Source organism: Blautia sp. OF03-13 (assembly GCF_003460685.1).
Taxonomy (GTDB): Bacteria; Bacillota; Clostridia; order Lachnospirales; family Lachnospiraceae; genus Fusicatenibacter; species Fusicatenibacter saccharivorans.
This window is the reverse complement of record NZ_QTVR01000013.1, coordinates 19407-39130: the sequence shown is the minus strand read 5'-3', so window position 1 is coordinate 39130 and position 19724 is coordinate 19407. Positions and strand designations below refer to the sequence as shown.

Genomic DNA, 19724 nt, shown 5'->3' with positions numbered 1-19724 from the left:
AGCCGCCGTTTCTGCAAGAACTACAGAAGCCGACGGCTGCCAAAAAAATCGCCTGTTTTTTATCTATTTTTTCCCTCTTGGCGAATCTTACATCCGTTCCGGTGCCGAGAATCCCAGCAGGTCGATGCAGGTCTCAAGTACCTCGCGGACAAGATCCAGCAGTGCCAGGTAAGATGCTTTTCTTGCCTCATCCTGCTCACTTAAGATCTTGGTCTCGTGGTAGAAATGGTTGAACTCGTTTGCAAGCTCGTAGATATAAGCACAGATCTTATGCGGTGCTTTCTCCTCGAATGCGTTCTCCACAACGCCGTTGAAACGGGATACGGAAAGCATCAGAGCTTTCTCGCTGTCGCTCTTCGGTGCCAGAAGTGCGCCTTTCTTCAGTTCATTTCCCTCTTCTTTATATTTTCCGAGGATGGATTTTGTACGAACGATCGTGTACAGGATGTACGGACCGGTGTTTCCCTCGAAGGAAGTAAATCTCTCAACATCGAATACATAATCTTTCGATGCCTGGTTGGACAGGTCACCGTATTTAATAGCAGACAGTCCGACAATCTGTGCCGTTCCTCTTGCATCCGTATCTTTTACGCTGCGGTTCTCCACGATCTTCTGATACATCTCATCGTTGATCTCGCCGATCAGACGCTCCAGACGCATAACGCCGCCCTCACGGGTCTTGAACGGTTTTCCGTCTTTTCCGTTCATGGTACCAAAGCCGATAAAGGAAAGAACGGTATCATCATTCACCAGTTTTGCTTTTCTTGCACAGCGGAAACACTGTACGAAGTGAAGCTCCTGACGTTTGTCTGCCAGATAGCAGATCTCGTCCGGCTTGTACAGTTTCATACGCTGGATGATGGTTGCCAGGTCTGTCGTATCATACAGAGCTGCTCCATCGGATTTTAAGATCATGCACGGCGGGATCTCTTTTGTGTCTGTCTCTTCTTTGACATCAACAACGAGTGCGCCCTGGTCATAATGTGCATAACCATTGTCTTTCAGGTAATCTACCATGTCCGGAATGTACTCCTGTGCATCGGACTCACCCATCCACAGATCGAAATGAACGTCGAGGTTTCCATAGTTCTTTTTCAGATCGGCAACAGAAACGTTCATAATGTGTTTCCAGATCGCACGATATCCTCTTCTGCCCTGCTGCAGCTCTCTCGTTGCCTCGAGTGCACGTTTCTTATAGTCCTCGTCCTCTTTCGATTTGCCGCTTGCGCAAGGATAAATCTCCTCGAGCTCGCTGATCGTAAACGGTGCTTCCTCCGGGTACTCTCCCGTAAAGGACTCATCAAAATAAACAAGCTCCGGATGGCGCTCCTGCAGCTCGGTGATGATCAGTCCCATCTGCAGACCCCAGTCTCCAAGATGAACGTCACCGATCATGTTGTGCCCCATGAAGCGTCCCATACGCTTGATGCTCTCGCCGATGATCGCGGAACGGAGATGGCCGACGTGAAGCGGTTTTGCCACGTTTGCTCCGCCGTAATCTACGATGATGGTTTTCGGATTTTTTGCTTTTTCTACAGAAAGATCTTCATCGTTCTGCATTTTGGAAAGATAATCTGCCAGAAATTCCGGGTTGATTTTCAGGTTGATGAATCCCGGTTTTACGGCTTCAATTTCACCGATCACGCTGTGATCGGTCACTTTTTCTACAACTGCTTCAGCCAGCTGGATCGGTGCTTTGTGGTATGCTTTTGCAGCTGCCATTGCGCCGTTGCACTGGTATTCGCACAGATCCGGGCGGTTGGAAACGGAAACCCTTGCATAGGACGGGTCCATCTCCGCAGCGGTAAAGGCCTTTACCAGCTCTTCCTGGATAAGATCGATCAGTTTTTTCATAATGTTTCCCTCATTTTCTTCTTTACTGCAGAATCATCTGTTCTGCGTTTTGTTTCCGCGCGCTGCGCCGGGCTTCTTCCTCTTCTTTGATGCCGCTTTTCTGATAACAGTACTGGATGATATCTCTTCTTCGGATGATGCCGATGAAGATTCCCTCGTCATCCACAACTGGAACGAAATTCTGCCGCATGGACATCTCGATCAGGTCCTCGATGTTGCTGTTGATGTTGACGGACTCATAATTCCACCGTTTCGGAACCTGCCAGAGCGGGATATCCTCTGCTTCATGGTAATTCAGCAGATACCGTTCTTTTATGATGCGGAGCAGATCTCCTTCCGTCAGTGTTCCCACGTAGCAGCCCTTTTTGTTCAGTACCGGAACCGCCGTGTATTTATGATATTCGATCTTCTCGATGGCCTGCCGAAGTGAGCAGTCGTCATACAGATAAGCCGTTTCACTTTTCGGTGTGATAAAAAACAAAATATTCATTCGCGTATACTCCTTTTCGTTGGTCATACTCTTGTTTGATTATACCATAAACGAATGTGAAATGTCTTTGAATCTTTCTTATATTTTCATAAACATACCGAATCCGAAACTCGAATGCCTCTTTGCTGCGCCGCAAATTGCGCTTATTTTCCAGTATAACCGACTTTCCGCAAAAAGTAAAGATCTTAAGTTTCATCCGCACACGCCGCACAAAAAATCCGCACGGATCCAGCACCTACGCTGTACCCGCACGGATTTTTCAACTCTTTTTTGTTCTATTCTCTTCGCAGCGCATCGATCGGATTCAGGTTCGCTGCTTTTACCGACGGCAGCAGTCCGAATACGATACCGATCACCATGGAGAAGACCACGGAGAAAATGATTGCCGGAATACTGATCGCCACAGGCGTCTGCGATACCCTCGAAATCACCTGTGCCATGATAATGCCGCCCAGCACGCCGAGCAGTCCGCCGATGCTGGTGAGCACCGCCGCCTCGGTCAGGAACTGGAACAGAATTCTGCGTTTTCTTGCTCCGATCGCCTTTTTCAGGCCGATCTCGCTTGTACGTTCCGTTACAGATACCAGCATAATATTCATAACACCGATACCGCCGACCAGAAGCGAAATGCTCGCGATCCAGATCAGCTGCTGGTTCGTGCTCTGGCCTAACTCCTGCAGACTCTTTGCTTTCTCCAGCAGATCCTCTGCCTGATAGGAAAGAGAATCAGTTGTATTGGTCACGGATTCGTTCATGATATCCGCTGTTGTCTTTCCCACCGTGCTCATATCCTCGGTCGTTTTTGCCATCACAACGGCATTTTCCGGTTCATCATACTGGAATACGATCGGCCAGCAGACATCCGGCATCAGCACCAGCGGATAAGATTCCTGATTGTACGTATAGTAGTCATCTCTGGAATTGATGACCGGCTGGAACGAATCGGCTTTTTTGATCACGCCGATCACCGTGAACGGCTCTCCCATGATCTCGATCGTTTTGCCGACCGGCGACTCATCCGGGAAGAGTGTCAGCACTGCGGTATCGTCGAGGAGGACAACTTTGTGGGTCTTCGAGAAATCGCTCTCCACAAAGCCGCGTCCCTGATAAATCTGATATCCGCACGTCGACAGATAATTTTCATCCACGCCAAGCGCCTTCGCACTGTCCAGTGTTGTGTTTCCTTTTGCGATGCCGCTCACATACGTTCTTTCGGTGTAAAACGATGCATTTTCCACCTGATCCTGCTCGCGGATCCGCTTTTTCTGATCATCGGACAGTTTCGACACGCCGCTTGGCAGTCCGTTGTCCATCCAGTAATCACCGTCGCCCTGCTTTAAGCTGACGGTCACGTTGTTGTTTCCGGCTCCGATCAGGTTCTGTTTGATCTGCTCATTCGTTCCCTTGATCGTGGAGACAATTGAGATGATCGACGCAATTCCGATGATAATACCCAGCATCGTCAGGAAGGAACGCATTTTGTGTGACCAGATTCCCTGAAAGGAAAGTCTTACATTTTCTAACATAATGCGCCTCCTTAACTGTTGTAATAATCCGATGAACTGGATTCCTTCGTGTCTGCGCCTTCCACCACGGTTTTGCCGTACGGAAATGCAATGTAATCCTCTTCGGAAAGACCGCTCTTCACTTCGTAATAACTGCCCCACAGAAGTTTTCCGGTTACCACATTCTGTTTCTTTAATTTATCATTTTCATCCCGGATATAAACGAATTTCTGTCCGTTTTCCTCGCGGATGAATTCTTTGCTGACGTACAGGCCGTTGCCGTTTTCTACATCGTTTCCGACAGTGATTGCAATCTCGATCCAGTCACCGTTTTCAAAACCTTCTCCGCCTTCCGGGATAACGGCTGTGAACGGATAGAAGGAGGCTGGTGTCTCGCTGTACGACATGTAGCTTGTTGTCGGGTACGGAGAAATCTCGGTTACGGTTGCCGCTGCAAAAGCACCCGAAGACCAAGAAGTCACGTTGAGTTCATCGCCGACTTTTACCTGATCGAGATACGTCTCGCTTAAGTAGCCGCGCACGTACAGACCTTCGTTTCCACTGACCTGGATAAAGGCGCTTCCGTCGTTGGACGGGTTTTCTGCATTTCCAACCTTCTTTACCACACCGCTGATCGTCGCTTTTACGGTCTGGGAATCCAGGGATTTCTGCGTATTTTTGACTTTGAGTTCCTCTTCCTTCTGATCCAGCTTCAGATTACGGATCTGGCTTTCTTTTTCGCTGATGGCTTTTTTCAACTCATCTTTTGTGTAGGTCATCTGGGTATCATCACCGGAAGAAGTATTGTTATTTGCGCTGCTTCCTGTGGATGATGTAAAGAGGGACTGTACCGATGCTTTTTCACCGTAGAATACGGTTTTTGCTGTCGTCTGCACTGCTTCCGGCACATCTTCGCTCTGCGGTTCCGCTTCCGGTTCTGCCGGGGCTTCGGTTGGCGTCGGCGTTTCCGTCGGAACTGGGGTCTCGCTCGGCACCGGAATTTCTGTTGGAACCGGCTCTGTGGTCGGAATCGGTGTTGTACTTGGTTCCGGGCTGACGGTCGGCTCTGGAGTTACACTCGGTCCCGGCGTAACGCTCGGGGTCGGAGTTACACTTGGTGTCGGGGTAATCGTTCCTTCTTTTACCGCCACATTTGCAGTGCTGACTGCCATGGAAGTACCCTTGTCATTTTTCGCTGTCACTTCTACTGTATAGATTCCGGCATCCTCTTTTGTGATGTTTTCTTTTGTGTAAGTATCCTTAAAATCTCCGTCGATTGTCTTTCCGTTGTGTTTCCAGACGTATGTGTAAGTGACATCCGTTTCGGTGTTTTCCGTGGAATCGTCTGCCTCACCGCTTCCATTTCCGGCTTCACCCGGCTGTGTCACATCGTCCTCGGACAGACTCTCGGTTCTATCATCCGTTTTATCGTCGGCTTTCTCATCCGGCTTCTCTTCGGTATCTTTCTTCTCATTGATTCCGATTTTCAGCTTCAGCTCGCCGCCCTCTGCCACCTCTGTGTTGGCAAGCGGCGTGGTGATTTTTATTTCCGGTGCATCCGCCGATTCGGATTCTTTCAGACTCAGGACTGCTTCATACGAAGTCTCGTATGCTTTCGCAATCTTCGTTCCATCCTGCTCCCACACGGTTTCCAGCGCCTCTGCGGCTTTGTTTTCCTCATGAATCTCCAGGCGAAACCAGTATCCTTCGCTGTCCTCTTCTTTTTTCGTTCCCTTTTCATCCGCGTATCCTGCCATCTGATTCAGGAATCCGCCTGTCAGGACTGTTCCCGGTGCGCAGAGATAGGTGTATGGGTCTTCCTGCGTTCCTTCTCCTTTGTATGGTTTGGAACCAAATACAAGCTTATTCGTACTGCTGTACAGAACAGCATCCTCGTACGTCGGCTCCGGTTCTGGGGTCGGAATCGGTTCGTCCGGGAAATCCGGATCGATGGGTTCATCTGGGAAATCCGGGAAATCCGGCTCCACCGGATTCAGCGGCGTATCCGATACCGGTTTTGTCTTTTTCAGCTTTTCCAGTTCTTTTTCACTCTGCTGGATTTTCAGCTTTGTCTGTGCAAGCTGTAACTGCTGCGTTTCCAGATCCAGCTCAATCATGCTGGTATCGTATGTCATCAGCGTGTCTCCGGCATTTACCACATCGCCCTCTTTGACGAGAACCTGGGAAATGGTCTGGCTGTCGGAAAGATAGATGTTCTGGGAAGCCGTCGAGGTGATCTGGCCTTCCATGTTCATGCTGTCTCCCCAGTAACCACTCGTAAAGTCACTGACCGGATACACTTTTACGGTCGTCTTCTGCGCCTGGCGGATGCCGTAATAACCGCCGACACTGACACCGCCCACGGCAACTGCGGTCACAACTGCAATCGCGGCTTTCTTTGCTGCTTTTCCTTTTTTCATGTTTCAGCCACCTCCTTCGATTTCATCATTCCGTCGCGGATCTCCACGGTGCGCTGTGCCATCGATGCGATCTCCGCGTCATGTGTAATCATCAAGATGCTGACGCCCTCGTCGTTCAGGCTCTGGAACAGCTCCATGACCTGCTCGCCGGAATGGGAGTCGAGTGCTCCGGTCGGCTCATCAGCCAGCAGAATTTTCGGATGGTTGACAATCGCTCTTGCAATCGCCACACGCTGTTTCTGTCCGCCGGAGAGCTGGGTCGGTTTGAAACTCATACGGTCGCCGAGCCCCACCCGCTCGAGGGCAATCGCTGCCCGCTCTCTTCTCTCTTTTTTCGGCACGCCCGCGTACGTCAACGGCAGGCATACATTTTCCATTGCGCTCTGTCTTGCAAGGAGTTGGAAGTTCTGGAAGACAAAGCCGATTTTCTGCAGGCGGATGTCCGACATCTGATTGTCACTGCATTTGCTGATGTCCTGTCCGTCGAGGATCAACCGTCCGCTCGTCGCCTGGTCGAGGCAGCCGACAATATTCATCAGTGTTGTTTTTCCGGAACCGGAAGGACCCATGATCGCAACGTACTCGCCTTCTTCCATGGAGAAGTTGATGTTTTTCAGAACCGGAACCGGGATTTTGCCCTGCATATATTCTTTACAGATATTCTCTAATTCCAGAATCACGGCTGCACCTCCCCGTCATCTGCTGATCCGGCTTCCTGTGTGTCTGCCGGTTCTGCCTCACCATTGTCGGCGCCGCCGATCACGTTCGTTGTATCTTCCTCACCGCTGTACTCTGCGCCGTCCATGGTATTGTCGACCATGCCGTTTTCATCCTGCGTCATACCGTCGTCGACCATTCCATCGTCGTTGTCAAGCATACCGTCATCCTCGCCGCCGGCCGGATTGCTCTGTCCCAGCGAACCATCGGTACTAACGACGGTCTTCATGCCCTCTTCCAGTCCATCCTCCGGGAAGGTGATGCATCCTCCTCTTTGAGACCATCAGTGATCTGATATTCCATCATATTTTCATCGTATGTTCCCAGCGTTACGCTTCGTTTTTCCAGTTTGCCGTTTCCATCATCGGCCCAGACGTAAGGGTTGCTGTCGACATCGTTGATAAAGTAATCGGACAGCCAGATTCCTGTTTTGACTTCCTGCTGGCCGATATCCGGCTCTACGTAAACGTGCTGGCCGAGCATCAGGCCGTTCGTTCCGTCGAGCTGCACATAAAACGGATAGTTGCTTGACTGCGTCATACCGTCTCCTGAACTGCTGTAAACGTTATTGCTTCCTGTCCGTGCATTTTCCCGATCAATCTTTGTCACAGTTCCAGTCCAGGTCTGATTCTCATCTACACGAGAATGCACGATCACCTGGCTTCCTTCCGTAATCGAACCGTCGCTCATATTCTGTTCATTGATCTGGCCTTTTACACGGAAATCTCCCGTTGCAAGAACGGTCAGGAAGGAATTGTCGGAGTTGTCACCGGAGTAAGCGCCGGCGCTGCTGTCATCGTTGTTGATTGATTTTACAACACCGGCGATTTCGCTGATCACGGTCGCATTGGTGATGTTATCGTTTAATTTATCAATCTCCGCCTGTTTTGATTTTCCTTCATATTCTTTTTTCTTTAAATCCAGCTCCGCTTCCTGAATTTCCAGTGTGATGCTTGCCTGCTGGTCTTTTGATGCCTGCTTTTTGTCTTTGTAAAGCTGGTTGATATTGGTATTCATACTTGAAAGTTCATTGTTTATGCGTTCCAGATCCAGCTGCGCCTGCTCGAGGTCACTCTGGAATTTCTCGGTATCGTAGGAGAACAGCGGTGTTCCGACCTGAACCTCCTGACCGACTTCCACATAAACTTCCTTTACCTTTTTCTCGCTGTTTTTCTCTACCTTCCAGGTATTTTCCGACTCCACAACACCGGCATAGCGGTTTTCCATTCCATTTCCGGTTCCCAGATTGGTCAGGGCTTTTACAGTATTGACATAGACGACGTTATCGTCCTCTTTTGTACCGTTTCCAAGGAAATGCCATGTCACTCCCCCTCCGGCTGCCGCAAGCACTGCGACTGCACACACAATCGCGATTACTTTTTTCTTCATATGCTTCCTCCCACTTTTCTATTTTACAAATTAATTTTCTGCTTTCCCAAGTTAGTTCTATCGTATCACATTTTGTTTTTTGTTTTCTTACTTTTTCCTTACTCTTTTTTTAGCAAATACTGGCTTTTTCTGAAAATAGATTTTTGTTTTTGTCATTAAAAACCTGCCTCCGTGTTTATGACGGAAAGCAGGTTTTCTTTCGAATCTGTTAGATTTTATTTTTTATGCTACAAGTTTCATCTCCCGCAGAATGCGGTATACGAGATAACAGATCAGCGCTGCACAGACCAGTTTGAACAGAAGCGGAACGACGGCGAACACGATTTTAAATCCAAGCCAGATCACGCCGATCGGGAGAAGAATAGTGGCGCATGCGCCGAGGACTTTTCCTCCAAATTTCAGCAGCAGTCCGACGATCCCAAATAAAATTCCAATTCCGCAGAGCAGACCAAAACAGGTTGCCAGCATGACTAATGTAACTAACATCGTGATCCCTCCTTGTCTTTTTCTCTATGTGTTCCACTTGCTGTGGATGTTTCCGTATCTTTCTTACAAACCATATTGTAGCACTTTTTTCCAGCAAAACAACGGGGAAGACGTGGAAGAATTTCTTAAGTTTTTCTTTACACCGATCGAGTGAAACCTAAAAAAGGACAGACAACGCTGCACTTCTGCAAAATTGTCTGTCCTGTAAATTACAAAATTTTCTTTACTCTTCTATTGTCTCTTCCTCAGCCTGCGGCTCAACCTCAAGACCAAGCTCTTCCAGCTGTACTGCGTCAACCGGTGACGGAGCCTCGGTCATCAGACAGGAAGCATCTTTTACCTTCGGGAATGCGATGACGTCGCGGATGCTGTCCTCTTTTGCCATCAGCATAACGAGACGGTCCAGTCCGTAAGCCAGTCCGGCGTGAGGCGGAACTCCGTATTTGAAAGCATCCAGAAGGAAACCAAATCGCTCATGTGCCTGTTCCTTTGTGAAACCAAGCATCTCAAACATCTTCTCCTGCACATCGTTCTGGTGAATACGAACGCTTCCTCCTCCGATCTCAGTGCCGTTCAGGACGATATCGTAAGCTTTTGCACGAACTGCGCCCGGATCGGTGTCCAGAAGCGGCAGATCCTCGTCCATCGGCATGGTGAACGGGTGATGCATTGCGGTGAAACGGTTCTCCTCATCGGACCACTCCAGAAGCGGGAACTCGGTAATCCATACGAAACGGTACTCGTTCTTGTCGAGCAGTCCCATCTGCTCTGCCAGTTCCAGACGAAGTGCGCCAAGAACGTTCCAAACAATCTTGTTGCGGTCTGCTGCGAAGAGAAGAAGGTCTCCAGCCTGTCCGTCCATGGCTTTGATGAGGGCTTCCATCTGCTCCTCTGTCATAAATTTGGAGAAGGAAGATTTCCAGCTTCCATCCTCATGGATTGCAATGTATGCAAGACCTTTTGCACCGTAACCTTTCGCAAACTCAACGAGCTTGTCGATTTTCTTTCTCGGCATTGCGCCCTGTCCCTTTGCGTTAATACCGCGGACAGAACCGCCGTTTTCAAGCGCGCCCTTAAATACAACAAACTCGGTATCTTTTACGGTCTCGGAAACATCAACCAGCTCCATACCGAAACGCAGGTCCGGTTTGTCGGAACCGAAACGGTTCATAGCCTCTTTCCAGGTCATTCTCTGGATCGGGAGCTGTACCTCAACGCCGAGCACCTCTTTGAACAGGTGTGCCAGCAGTCTCTCATTGACATCGATAACATCGTCTACATCAACGAAAGCAAGCTCCATATCGATCTGGGTGAACTCCGGCTGACGGTCGGCACGCAGGTCCTCGTCACGGAAACATTTTACGATCTGGATATAACGGTCATAGCCGGAGCACATCAGAAGCTGTTTGAACAGCTGCGGAGACTGCGGCAGTGCGTAGAAGCTGCCTGGATGAACACGGCTCGGTACCAAGTAATCTCTGGCGCCTTCCGGTGTGGATTTCGTCAGCATCGGGGTTTCGATCTCAAGGAAGCCTTCTTTGGACATGAACTCACGGGTGAGCATTGCCACTTTGCTTCTCATGATCAGGTTTCTCTGGATGTCCGGGCGGCGCAGATCCAGGTAACGGTATTTCAGACGGAGCTCTTCTCTCGTCTTGGAATCCTCCTCGATCGGGAACGGCGGGGTTTCTGCCTCGGAAAGAATGCGTAAGGACTCAGCCTTTACTTCGAGCTCTCCTGTTGCCAGATTTTCATTGACAGCACCGGAGCGGGCCATAACTTCACCTTCTACGGCAATGACGAACTCGCTGCGCAGTTTTGCTGCTTTCTCAAAACCTTCCTCACTGATCGGGCCGTTCTCAAAGATGATCTGCATAATACCGCTTCTGTCGCGCAGATCGACGAAAATAATTCCGCCTTTATTACGGCTCTTCTGTACCCAGCCCATCAGGGTTACTTTTTTTCCGATATCTGCTTTTGTGACTTCCGCACAGCGGCAGGTTCTCTTCAGGCCTTTCATGGATTCAGCCATTTTCTTGTTCCTCCTATTTGGAACTGCGGACACAAAGAATCTGCATCCGCAGCACATCGTTTTTTCATGCGATTACTATTATTGGATATTCCTTACATTTTGTCAACAAAAAATTCTTCGATCTCAGTGTAGCCCTCGCTGGCAAGCTGCTCTTTCTGGAATTTCTTGTTCTTCTTCATCACGGCGATGTTGATGGCCGTGCCTTCACTTCTCTCTTTTGTCGCCTGCTGAATGATCTTCTGCATTCCTTCTGCCGGCATGTTTTTCTCAATCAGATATGCTTTTTTCTTCTGAGCACCCGGAATCTGGTAATCTCTCTCGAGCAGCAGCATAACGATACGCTCAAATCCGATGGAGAATCCGCATGCGCAGGTCTGGTTTCCGGTGAATTTTCCGATCATTTCATCGTAGCGTCCGCCGCCTCCGACAGATCCGCCGTACTCATCCATAGCGATCTCGAAGATCGGTCCTGTGTAGTAGGACATTCCGCGCACCAGAGTCGGATCGAAAGCGATCTTGAATTCTGCGGTCTTCACGGCATTGACACTGTCGATGATGGTCTTCAGGCCGTCTGCGTACTCTTTGTCAAGGAATCCCTCGAGTTTCTCACGGCAATACTCTACGCCTGCGGTATCCGGGGTGATCTCCTCGAACATTTTCAGGTATTTCTCTACGGACTCTTTTGCAAAGCCGGCTTCCTCGAGCTCTTTGGCAACGCCCTCAAAACCGATTTTATCCATCTTATCGAGGATAATAAATACGGTGTCATAGGACTCCTCCGGGAATCCGCTGTAGGCTGCCATTGCTTTTAAGATGCGGCGGTCATTGATACGGATCGTAAAGTTCTTGAAGTCCAGTTTTCCAAGCAGTGTGGTGGTAGCAAGGATCAGCTCAATCTCTGCAAGGTTGGTCGGCTCGCCGAGGATATCGATATCGCACTGCATGAACTGGCGGTATCTTCCTCTCTGCGGACGGTCTGCACGCCATACATTTCCCATCTGAAGTGCTTTGAACGGGGACGGAAGCTCGTTTGCATTGTTGGAATAGTAACGGCAGAGCGGAACGGTCAGGTCATAACGCAGGCCGCTGTCTACGAGATCGTTTTCTTTCTCAGCGGTCTCGAGTTTCAGCTTCTCTCCTCTTTTTAAGATCTTGAAAATCAGTTTCTCATTCTCGCCGCCCTGTTTGCTGTTCAGGTTTTCGATGTGCTCCACGCATGGGGTCTCCATGGAGGTAAAGCCGAAGGTTCCGTAAGTTTCCTTGATCAGACGGATCACGTAGTCACGGATTGCCATTTCTTTCGGTAAAATATCTTTCATTCCGGTAACCGGTTTCTTTTTTAATGCCATTTTCTGTTTTCTCCTTTATGATTTCCCGGATCAATTCATCGACATCAGAAAGCTCGATCGCTTTCCGGCTGCCGCTGTGGATCACTCTCTGAAATGCCAGGAACATTTTCAGATCGAAATTTTTGACTTCTTCTGTCATAAGCTCCATCGCCTGTTCCCGCGTAAACGCACTCCGGTACGGGCGGTCGGAGGTCAGCGCGCAGTACACATCACAGATGCGTAAGATACGCGCCCCAAACGGAATCTTTTCTCCCGCCAGATTGGCCGGATACCCGGTTCCGTCATAATTTTCATGGTGGTACAGAATACTCTCCAGCACAAAATCGGAGTAGCCGCGTCCCTGCAGGAGTTCATAGCCCAGTGTGGAATGGGTCCGCACAAAGCGCATCTCCTCAACGACGAGCGTATCCTGTTCTTCTACGTAATTCTCCAGTACAATCTTTCCGATATCGTGGAGAACGCCCGCTTTTGCAAGCTCATAGCAGATTTTTTTCTCATACCCCAGTTCCCGCGCAAGATCGTAAGCTAAATTGCTCACTTCCATGCCATGGATGAGCTGCTCGGTCAGGGTATAGCGCAGCATGTGAAGCTGCTGACTGGAATTTTCTTTCATTTTGGCAGATACTTCTCCATTCCGATACGCTTTCTCTCGATCATTTCATCGATGCGCTCCACGTAGTTTTTCAGATCCTTCACGTTCTCCACCCGCTCAATGCGCTCTCCGTGTTCAAACACGAATTTCGTGGACGCTCCGGCTCCCGCAGCCAGAATGGACTGTTTTTCCTCCATAATGAGGATGTTGTAGATGCCTGCTTTTCCTTCGCGGGAGTAGCCGACATTCTCAAAGTTACCCGCCATATTTTTCTGGCGGTACATGTAATACGGTCCCATCTCCATGCGGTGTGCGCTGTCCATCGTCATTTTCATGATCTCGGCAGAGTTTTCAAACGAGATTTCCTGATATTTGTCTTTGAACAGGTTGAGTCTCGTTGCACGCTTTAACGCAAGGGAATGGACGGTCAGGGAATCCGGATTCAGCGCTTCCACTTTTTCCAACGTATGCGCCACTTTTTCCTTGTCCTCGCCCGGCAGACCGACGATCAGATCCATGTTGATGTTGTCAAATCCAAGGGAACGCGCCATACGGAACTTCTCCTCGATCTCCTCCACGGTATGGTGGCGTCCGATCAGATCCAGCGTTTCCTGGTTCATGGTCTGTGGATTGATCGAAATACGGGTGACCGGGAATTTGCGGATGGCTTTTAAGACCTCCTCATTGATCGTATCCGGCCGTCCTGCCTCCACGGTGAACTCCTGCACCTGCTCCATCGGGAAGAGCTCTGTCACTTTCGCGAGCAGGCGCTCCATCTGTGCCGCATTCAGCGTGGTCGGCGTACCGCCTCCGATGTAGATCGTATCAAGGGTGTAATCCTTCATGTTCTCACTGATAAAGATCAGTTCTTTGATCAGTGCATCGAGATACGGATCTACCATATGCTCCCAGCGGCTTAACACATGGGAGCCGAAGGAACAGTACAGGCAGATGCTCGGACAGAACGGGATGCCGATGTACAGGCTGTAACCGTGTTCATAGTCGATCGTCTTTAAAATGTCCTTTTCCCGGTTGGCAATCGTGATCGCAAGTGCCGTCTTTTCCGGGCTGGTGTAGTAAGTTTCGCGCATGTATTTCGCAATCTCTACATTTTTTTTACCCTCTTCAAGCATCTTCATCGGAATTTTCGTCGGACGGATGCCGGTGAGATCGCCCCATGGAAGTTCTTTGCCGCTCACTTCGGAAAGCGTGCGGTATACCATCCGTTTCAGGACATTTTTCGTTTCATGGCGGTCTTTTTCATATTCCACCGCCTCACACTGCGAAGCGAGCGTCTCATGTTTCTCGTCTGCAATCGAAAAACAGATCTGATCCGCCTCGTATGTGATCGTATCATAATATGCAAATTCCCCGTCCAGCGCCCCATCCTCTTCGTACCATGAGGTAATCTCACAGCCCGGATAGAATGCCTTGATCAGGGAATACACATCGTATTCAAAATCTTTTCTGTTAAAACAAAGGCTGATATTAAGCAAGGGGATTGTACCTCTTTTCATGTTCAATCGTAGTTTCATCGTTGTGGCCCGGATACACGGTCACATCCCCGGGAAGCTCTTTTAACAGGCGCTTGACCGACGCGGTCAGCTCTCTGCCGGAGGATGTCGGGAAGTCGTATCTTCCGTAGGACTCGCAGAACAGCGTATCACCGGAAAAAAGTGCTTTCTCTGCCGGAATATAGTAGCAGACACCGCCTGCCGTGTGCCCCGGTGTCGCAAGAACGTGGATTTCAAAATCTGCGAGATGCAGCACATCGCCCTCTTTTACGGTTTTGTCCGCCTGCATCGTGTACGGTTTGCTCCAGAGCCCGGAAAGATTTTCCTTTGGATCCCCCAGCAGGTGCTGCTCTTTTTCATGGACATAGACCGGGATATGGTATTTTTTCCGCAGCGCATCCGCTGCCAGCATATGGTCGAAATGGCCATGGGTCAGCAGAATGGCCTCCGGGTCGCCGTCGATCTCGTCGATCTGGCGTTCAATCTCCAGCGGCGAATCGCCCGGGTCCACGATCAGCACCTTCTGGCTGTCCGGATTTTCCACAACGTAGCAGTTTGTCGAGAGCATTCCAAGTGCCCGGTAATTTACCTTTATCATACGCTTTTCTCCTTTTTATCCTCTCGATCTCTGAATATCAATCACGCTCTCCACCTGGCGCACCTTCTCGATGATGCTGTTCAGCTCTTCGTTGTTGTGCACGTCGAACGTCACATCGATGGAAGCCGTTCCCTGCTTGCTCGTTCTCACGTTCATCGCCGCAAGGTCGATCTTCCGCTCGGTAAAGATCTTGGAGATATCCACCAGAAGACCGGTACGGTTGTTTGCGTAAACGCTGATCTCCACGGTATAGAGAGAGCCGCCGTTGTCCTCTGCCTGCCATTCAGCATCAATGAGGCGCACCCGCTCAGATTCCGGCAGATTCAGGACATTGACACAGTCGGTGCGGTGAATGGTCACGCCGCGTCCTCTTGTGACAAAACCCACGATCTCATCGCCCGGGATCGGATTGCAGCATTTGGAGAAGCGAACTGCCACATCGTGGATACCGCGCACGACGATGCCGCCCTTGCTCTTTCCAACCGGCAGAACTTTCTCTCCGGATGCCGCCTCGAGCACCTGCTCGTCGGTGATCTCTTTTTTATGCTGCTTTTCGTACGTCTCAATCAGCTTGTTGAGGACCTGGCCCTCTTTTAAGCCGCCGTGGCCGATGGCCGCAAGAACGGAATCCCAGTCGCGGAAGCCGTACTTTCTCATGACAGCCTCTTCGTACATCGGTTTCGTATAGATTCCAAGGTTTTTGCCCTTCAGCTTTGCATAGTTGGTGAGCATTTCCTTGCCTTTGACGATGTTGTCCGTCTTGTTCTGCTGGCGGAACCACTGGTTGATGCGGCTCTTTGCCTGGGAACTCTTCGCAATTTTCAGCCAGTCGCGGCTCGGTCCCTTGGAGTTCTGCGAGGTGATGATCTCGACGCGGTCTCCGTTGTGAAGTTCCGTCTCGATCGGCACGAGTTTTCCGTTGACCCTCGCTCCGACCATCTTGTTGCCGACCGCACTATGGACGGAATAAGCAAAGTCGATGGCACAGGAGCCGACCGGAAGCGTTTTGACATCGCCCGCCGGGCTGAAACAGTAAACATTGTCGGCAAACAGGTCGAGATCGCTCTTTAAGAGGTTCATGAACTCATGGTTGTCCGCCATGTCCTGCTGCCACTCCAGAATCTGGCGCAGCCAGGTCAGTTTTTCCTCTTCCTGCTCCGGTCCCGGTTTCTTGCCGTCGGAGGCCTCTTTGTATTTCCAGTGTGCAGCGATACCGTATTCTGCAATCCGGTGCATCTCATAAGTACGGATCTGAATCTCAAACGGCTGTCCGTTCGGTCCGATCAGGGTTGTATGCAGGGACTGGTAACGGTTTGGCTTCGGCATCGCAATGTAATCTTTGAAACGGCCCGGGATCGGCGTGTACATTTCATGGATGACACCGAGCGCTGCATAGCAGTCTTTGACGGATTCCACGATGATGCGGACCGCAAAGAGGTCATAGATCTGATCCAGCGTCTTATGCTGGTTGACCATCTTTTTGTAGATGCTGAAAAAGTGCTTGATTCGTCCGTTGACATCTGCCTCAATGCCGGCCTGGTGGATATGACGGGTCACCTCTTTTACGATCGCATCGACAAACTCCTGCCGCTGCTCCCGCTTCATGCTGACCTTCTGCACCAGTTCATAGTACGCATCCGGCTCCAGATATTTCAAAGAAAGGTCATCGAGTTCGACCTTGATCTTGGAAATACCGAGGCGCTGTGCGATCGGGGCATAAATATCCATCGTCTCACGCGCTTTTTTCTTCTGCGTCTCCGGCGACCAGTACTGTGCGGTCCGCATGTTGTGCAGACGGTCCGCCAGTTTTACCAGAATAACACGGATATCCTTTGCCATCGCAAGGAACATCTTTCTCAGGTTTTCTGCCTGCTCCTCGACCTTATCCGCAGAATATTTCAGCTGTGCCAGCTTCGTGACACCGCTTACAATCAGGGACACCTCCGGGCCGAACTCCTCGGTCAGCTCTTCTTCGGTCATGACGGTATCTTCGACAACGTCGTGCAGAAGGCCTGCCGCGATCGACTCCTTGTCGAGCTCCAGATCTGCCAGGATAATTGCCACACAGAGCGGATGGATGATGTACGGTTCCCCGCTCTTTCTTTTCTGGTCCTTATGTGCATCCGCTGCCACGCGGTATGCTTTTTCGATCAGGGAAATATCGTCCGATGGATGATATTTTTTCACAGAAGCAATCAATTCCCCGTATAATTCCTCCGGACTTGTAAAATCGTCCGTCTTGCGGATTCTGGCTTCTGCCGCCGCCACATCCTTCTTTAATTCTTCTTCACTGATTCTTTTCTCTTCTTCCATATGTATCCTCCGCTCTCATGATTAACCCCTGCGTTTCGTTGGATACGTTATTTGCCATCGTAACGGATGACAGATTTTACATCATATTTTGCCAGTTTTTCGCGTCCTTTTAAGCCGGCAAGCTCCATCAGGAACACGATTCTGGTTACTTCGCCGCCGAGGCGCTCGATCATTTTTGCACAAGCCTCCACGGTACCGCCGGTTGCAATCAGGTCGTCGATGATGACTACCTTCTGGCCCGGTTTGATGGAGTCTTTGTGCATCTCGATCGTTGCGCTGCCGTACTCTAGGTCATAGCTCTCCTCGACGGTCTCCAGAGGAAGTTTTCCTTTTTTACGGATCGGCACGAACGGTTTGTGCAGATTGTAAGCAATCGGCATACCGAAAATGAAGCCGCGGGACTCGGTTCCGCAGATTACATCACAGTCTACTTCTTCTACAAAATGCTGCATCTCATCTATGGCAAGCTGCAGTCCGTCTGCGTCCTGCAGGATACTCGTTACATCTCTGAAAATAATACCCGGTTCCGGGAAATCCGGAATACTTCTTACGTAATCCTCTACTTTTTTCATAAAATATTCCTCCGTTTCGTCAAGGTTTGACAATTCACCTTACAGTATAGCATCAATATTCTTCTGCGTCAATTTTGTTTCCGATAGAAAACAGGGCAGAAAAATCAGGTATTTGCGGCTTTTCTGCATCTTTAAAAATAACTCTGGATATTGATCTGTAATTTGTCGCGTCCGTTCCACGTATCGATCGACGGATAGTACGCTACCGAGAGGGTCGGATGTGCATCCACGTATGCGGCGAACGCTTCTCCCTCGCCGAAATAGACACCATCCATCTGGTATCCGCCCGCATCGGCAAGCTGTACTTTCACCACGTTTCTATTCTTTCCAAAAATGCGGTAATTTAATACAGTCAGTCCTTTCTGTGCGAACAGCGGTTTCGTGTTGCCTTTTCCGAACGGCTCCAAGAGGCTTAACTGGCGGATCAGATTTTTGGTGATGTAGGTGATCGGCATCGGCACATCGATCACGACTTTTTCGACGAAATCCTCTTCCGTCAGCGTGGAATTATCGTTCAGTGCCCGGCGGAACGGTTCGATCATCTCCTCTCCTGCGAGGGAAAGGCCCGCAGCCATCGGGTGGCCGCCGAATTTTGTCATCAGTTCTTTGCATTTGCAGAGCTCCTCATACATCGAATACGCTTCGATCGAGCGGCCGGAGCCCTTGACGCCCTCCTCACTTCTGGTGAGTACGAAGGATGGTTTGTGGAAGTGCTCCCGCAGGCGACCTGCGATGATTCCGGCAAGACTTTCGTGGCAGTCCGGCAGATAGACGACGAGGACTTTGTCGTTCTGCAGCGGGGAGGTTTCCACGAGCTCGATTGCTTTCGCCTCACCCTGGCGCGTCAGCTCTTTGCGGCTTTCATTCAGGTCTTTCAAGTCCCCGGCAAGCTTTGCAGCCTCCTCACGTGTCTTTGCGCAGAGCAGTTTTAACGAATGCTCCGCCGTGTCAAGCCGTCCCGATGCGTTGATGCATGGGCCGAGAACGAAGCCGATGTGATACGGTGTCACGTTTTCCGCCTCGATGCCCTGCACACGGATCAGCTCCTGCAGGCCGAGGTTCTGCGTTTTATGGAGCGCCCGAAGGCCGGCTTTTACAAAAATCCGGTTTTCTCCCTGCAGATCCATCACATCACCGATCGTCGCAATGGCGACAAATTCCAGAAAGCGGAAGCTGTGCTCCTTTGGAATACCTGCTTTTGCCTCCATCGTCTGGATCAGTTTCCATGCGACGGCCGCACCGCAGAGGCCCGGAAACGGATAGGAACAGTCTTTCTGTTTCGGATTGACAACCGCGTCCGCCGGCGGCAGGATGTAGCGGCGTTCTCCGTTTTCATCCTCCTCAAACGGAACCTCGTGGTGGTCCGTCACAACAACCGTCATGCCAAGCTCTTTTGCCAGACGGATCTGACTGCCCGCCGCGATGCCGTTGTCACAGGTGACGATCGTGTCCCGCCCCTCATCCGCGGCAAACTGCACAAGATGCTCATTTAAGCCGTATCCGTCTGCAATCCGGTCCGGGATACGCACATCCGCATCGGCACCGAGATCTTTTAATCCGGTCAGCAGAATATACGTTGCCGTAACACCGTCGATGTCGTAGTCCCCGATGATGCGGATCGGCTTTTTCTCCCGGATTTTTTCTGCGATCAGATCTGCCGCGCGCTCCATATCCTTCATCAGCAGCGGATCGTGGAGCTGCTCCAGATCACCGAAGAGATACTCTTCGATCTCTTTCTCCCCGGTCACATCCCGGTTCCGGATCAGGCGGGCAATGACGGGATCGATGCCGAACCGGTCCGCAATTGCCTGGAAATCGGCGCGTTTTGCCGAAACTACCCAGCGTTCTTTCTTCATATGTTCTCCTCTTTCCTGTTAGCAGGAAACGCCGGAC

Annotated in this window: 16 protein-coding genes; all 16 read right to left on the bottom strand. The window is 50.4% G+C overall.

What is annotated here, in order from left to right; all coding sequences use genetic code 11:
• Positions 1-87 precede the first annotated feature (87 nt).
• Positions 88-1854 carry an arginine--tRNA ligase gene (gene argS, locus DXA55_RS11160; protein WP_022461148.1) on the bottom strand — a complete coding sequence of 589 codons (1767 nt, stop codon included), beginning with the start codon at positions 1852-1854 and terminating at the stop codon, positions 88-90.
• A gap of 22 nt (positions 1855-1876) precedes the next feature.
• Positions 1877-2344, bottom strand: a complete 468-nt coding sequence (locus DXA55_RS11155) for a CBS domain-containing protein (protein ID WP_022461147.1) — start codon at positions 2342-2344, stop codon at positions 1877-1879.
• A gap of 275 nt (positions 2345-2619) precedes the next feature.
• The gene (locus tag DXA55_RS11150) at positions 2620-3870 is read right to left on the bottom strand and encodes an ABC transporter permease (RefSeq protein ID WP_055219448.1); all 1251 of its coding nucleotides are present in this window, start codon (positions 3868-3870) and stop codon (positions 2620-2622) included.
• 11 nt (positions 3871-3881) lie between these two features.
• Complete coding sequence (locus DXA55_RS11145) at positions 3882-6269, bottom strand: efflux RND transporter periplasmic adaptor subunit (RefSeq protein ID WP_117814189.1); 2388 nt, start codon at positions 6267-6269, stop codon at positions 3882-3884.
• Entirely contained in the window at positions 6266-6949 is a 684-nt protein-coding gene (locus DXA55_RS11140) for an ABC transporter ATP-binding protein (RefSeq protein ID WP_022461144.1), read from the bottom strand. Before DXA55_RS11140 ends, DXA55_RS11145 begins: the two co-directional genes overlap by 4 nt.
• Positions 6946-7215 (bottom strand): hypothetical protein, encoded by a 270-nt coding sequence (locus DXA55_RS11135; RefSeq protein WP_117814187.1) that lies wholly within the window; start codon positions 7213-7215, stop codon positions 6946-6948. Before DXA55_RS11135 ends, DXA55_RS11140 begins: the two co-directional genes overlap by 4 nt.
• Entirely contained in the window at positions 7212-8375 is a 1164-nt protein-coding gene (locus DXA55_RS11130; RefSeq protein ID WP_117814185.1) for an efflux RND transporter periplasmic adaptor subunit, read from the bottom strand. Before DXA55_RS11130 ends, DXA55_RS11135 begins: the two co-directional genes overlap by 4 nt.
• 222 nt (positions 8376-8597) lie before the next feature.
• Positions 8598-8861 (bottom strand): hypothetical protein, encoded by a 264-nt coding sequence (locus DXA55_RS11125; RefSeq protein ID WP_022461142.1) that lies wholly within the window; start codon positions 8859-8861, stop codon positions 8598-8600.
• A gap of 223 nt (positions 8862-9084) precedes the next feature.
• Entirely contained in the window at positions 9085-10893 is a 1809-nt protein-coding gene (gene aspS / locus DXA55_RS11120; RefSeq protein WP_055227607.1) for an aspartate--tRNA ligase, read from the bottom strand.
• Between the two features lie 92 nt (positions 10894-10985).
• Entirely contained in the window at positions 10986-12242 is a 1257-nt protein-coding gene (gene hisS, locus DXA55_RS11115) for a histidine--tRNA ligase (RefSeq protein WP_055227609.1), read from the bottom strand.
• Complete coding sequence (locus DXA55_RS11110; protein WP_117814183.1) at positions 12175-12855, bottom strand: HD-GYP domain-containing protein; 681 nt, start codon at positions 12853-12855, stop codon at positions 12175-12177. The genes hisS and DXA55_RS11110 overlap by 68 nt, the downstream gene beginning before the upstream one ends.
• Complete coding sequence (hemZ, locus tag DXA55_RS11105; RefSeq protein ID WP_117814181.1) at positions 12852-14351, bottom strand: coproporphyrinogen dehydrogenase HemZ; 1500 nt, start codon at positions 14349-14351, stop codon at positions 12852-12854. The genes DXA55_RS11110 and hemZ overlap by 4 nt, the downstream gene beginning before the upstream one ends.
• Positions 14323-14946 carry an MBL fold metallo-hydrolase gene (locus tag DXA55_RS11100; protein ID WP_117814180.1) on the bottom strand — a complete coding sequence of 208 codons (624 nt, stop codon included), beginning with the start codon at positions 14944-14946 and terminating at the stop codon, positions 14323-14325. Before DXA55_RS11100 ends, hemZ begins: the two co-directional genes overlap by 29 nt.
• 15 nt (positions 14947-14961) lie before the next feature.
• Positions 14962-17259 carry a RelA/SpoT family protein gene (locus DXA55_RS11095; RefSeq protein WP_117801734.1) on the bottom strand — a complete coding sequence of 766 codons (2298 nt, stop codon included), beginning with the start codon at positions 17257-17259 and terminating at the stop codon, positions 14962-14964.
• A 47-nt stretch (positions 17260-17306) separates the two neighbouring features.
• Positions 17307-17831: an adenine phosphoribosyltransferase gene (locus tag DXA55_RS11090; RefSeq protein ID WP_022461135.1), complete on the bottom strand. Its 525-nt coding sequence runs from the start codon at positions 17829-17831 to the stop codon at positions 17307-17309.
• A 131-nt stretch (positions 17832-17962) separates the two neighbouring features.
• Positions 17963-19687, bottom strand: coding sequence for a single-stranded-DNA-specific exonuclease RecJ (gene recJ / locus DXA55_RS11085; protein ID WP_117509254.1), 1725 nt, complete (start codon positions 19685-19687; stop codon positions 17963-17965).
• Between the last annotated feature and the right edge of the window lie 37 nt (positions 19688-19724).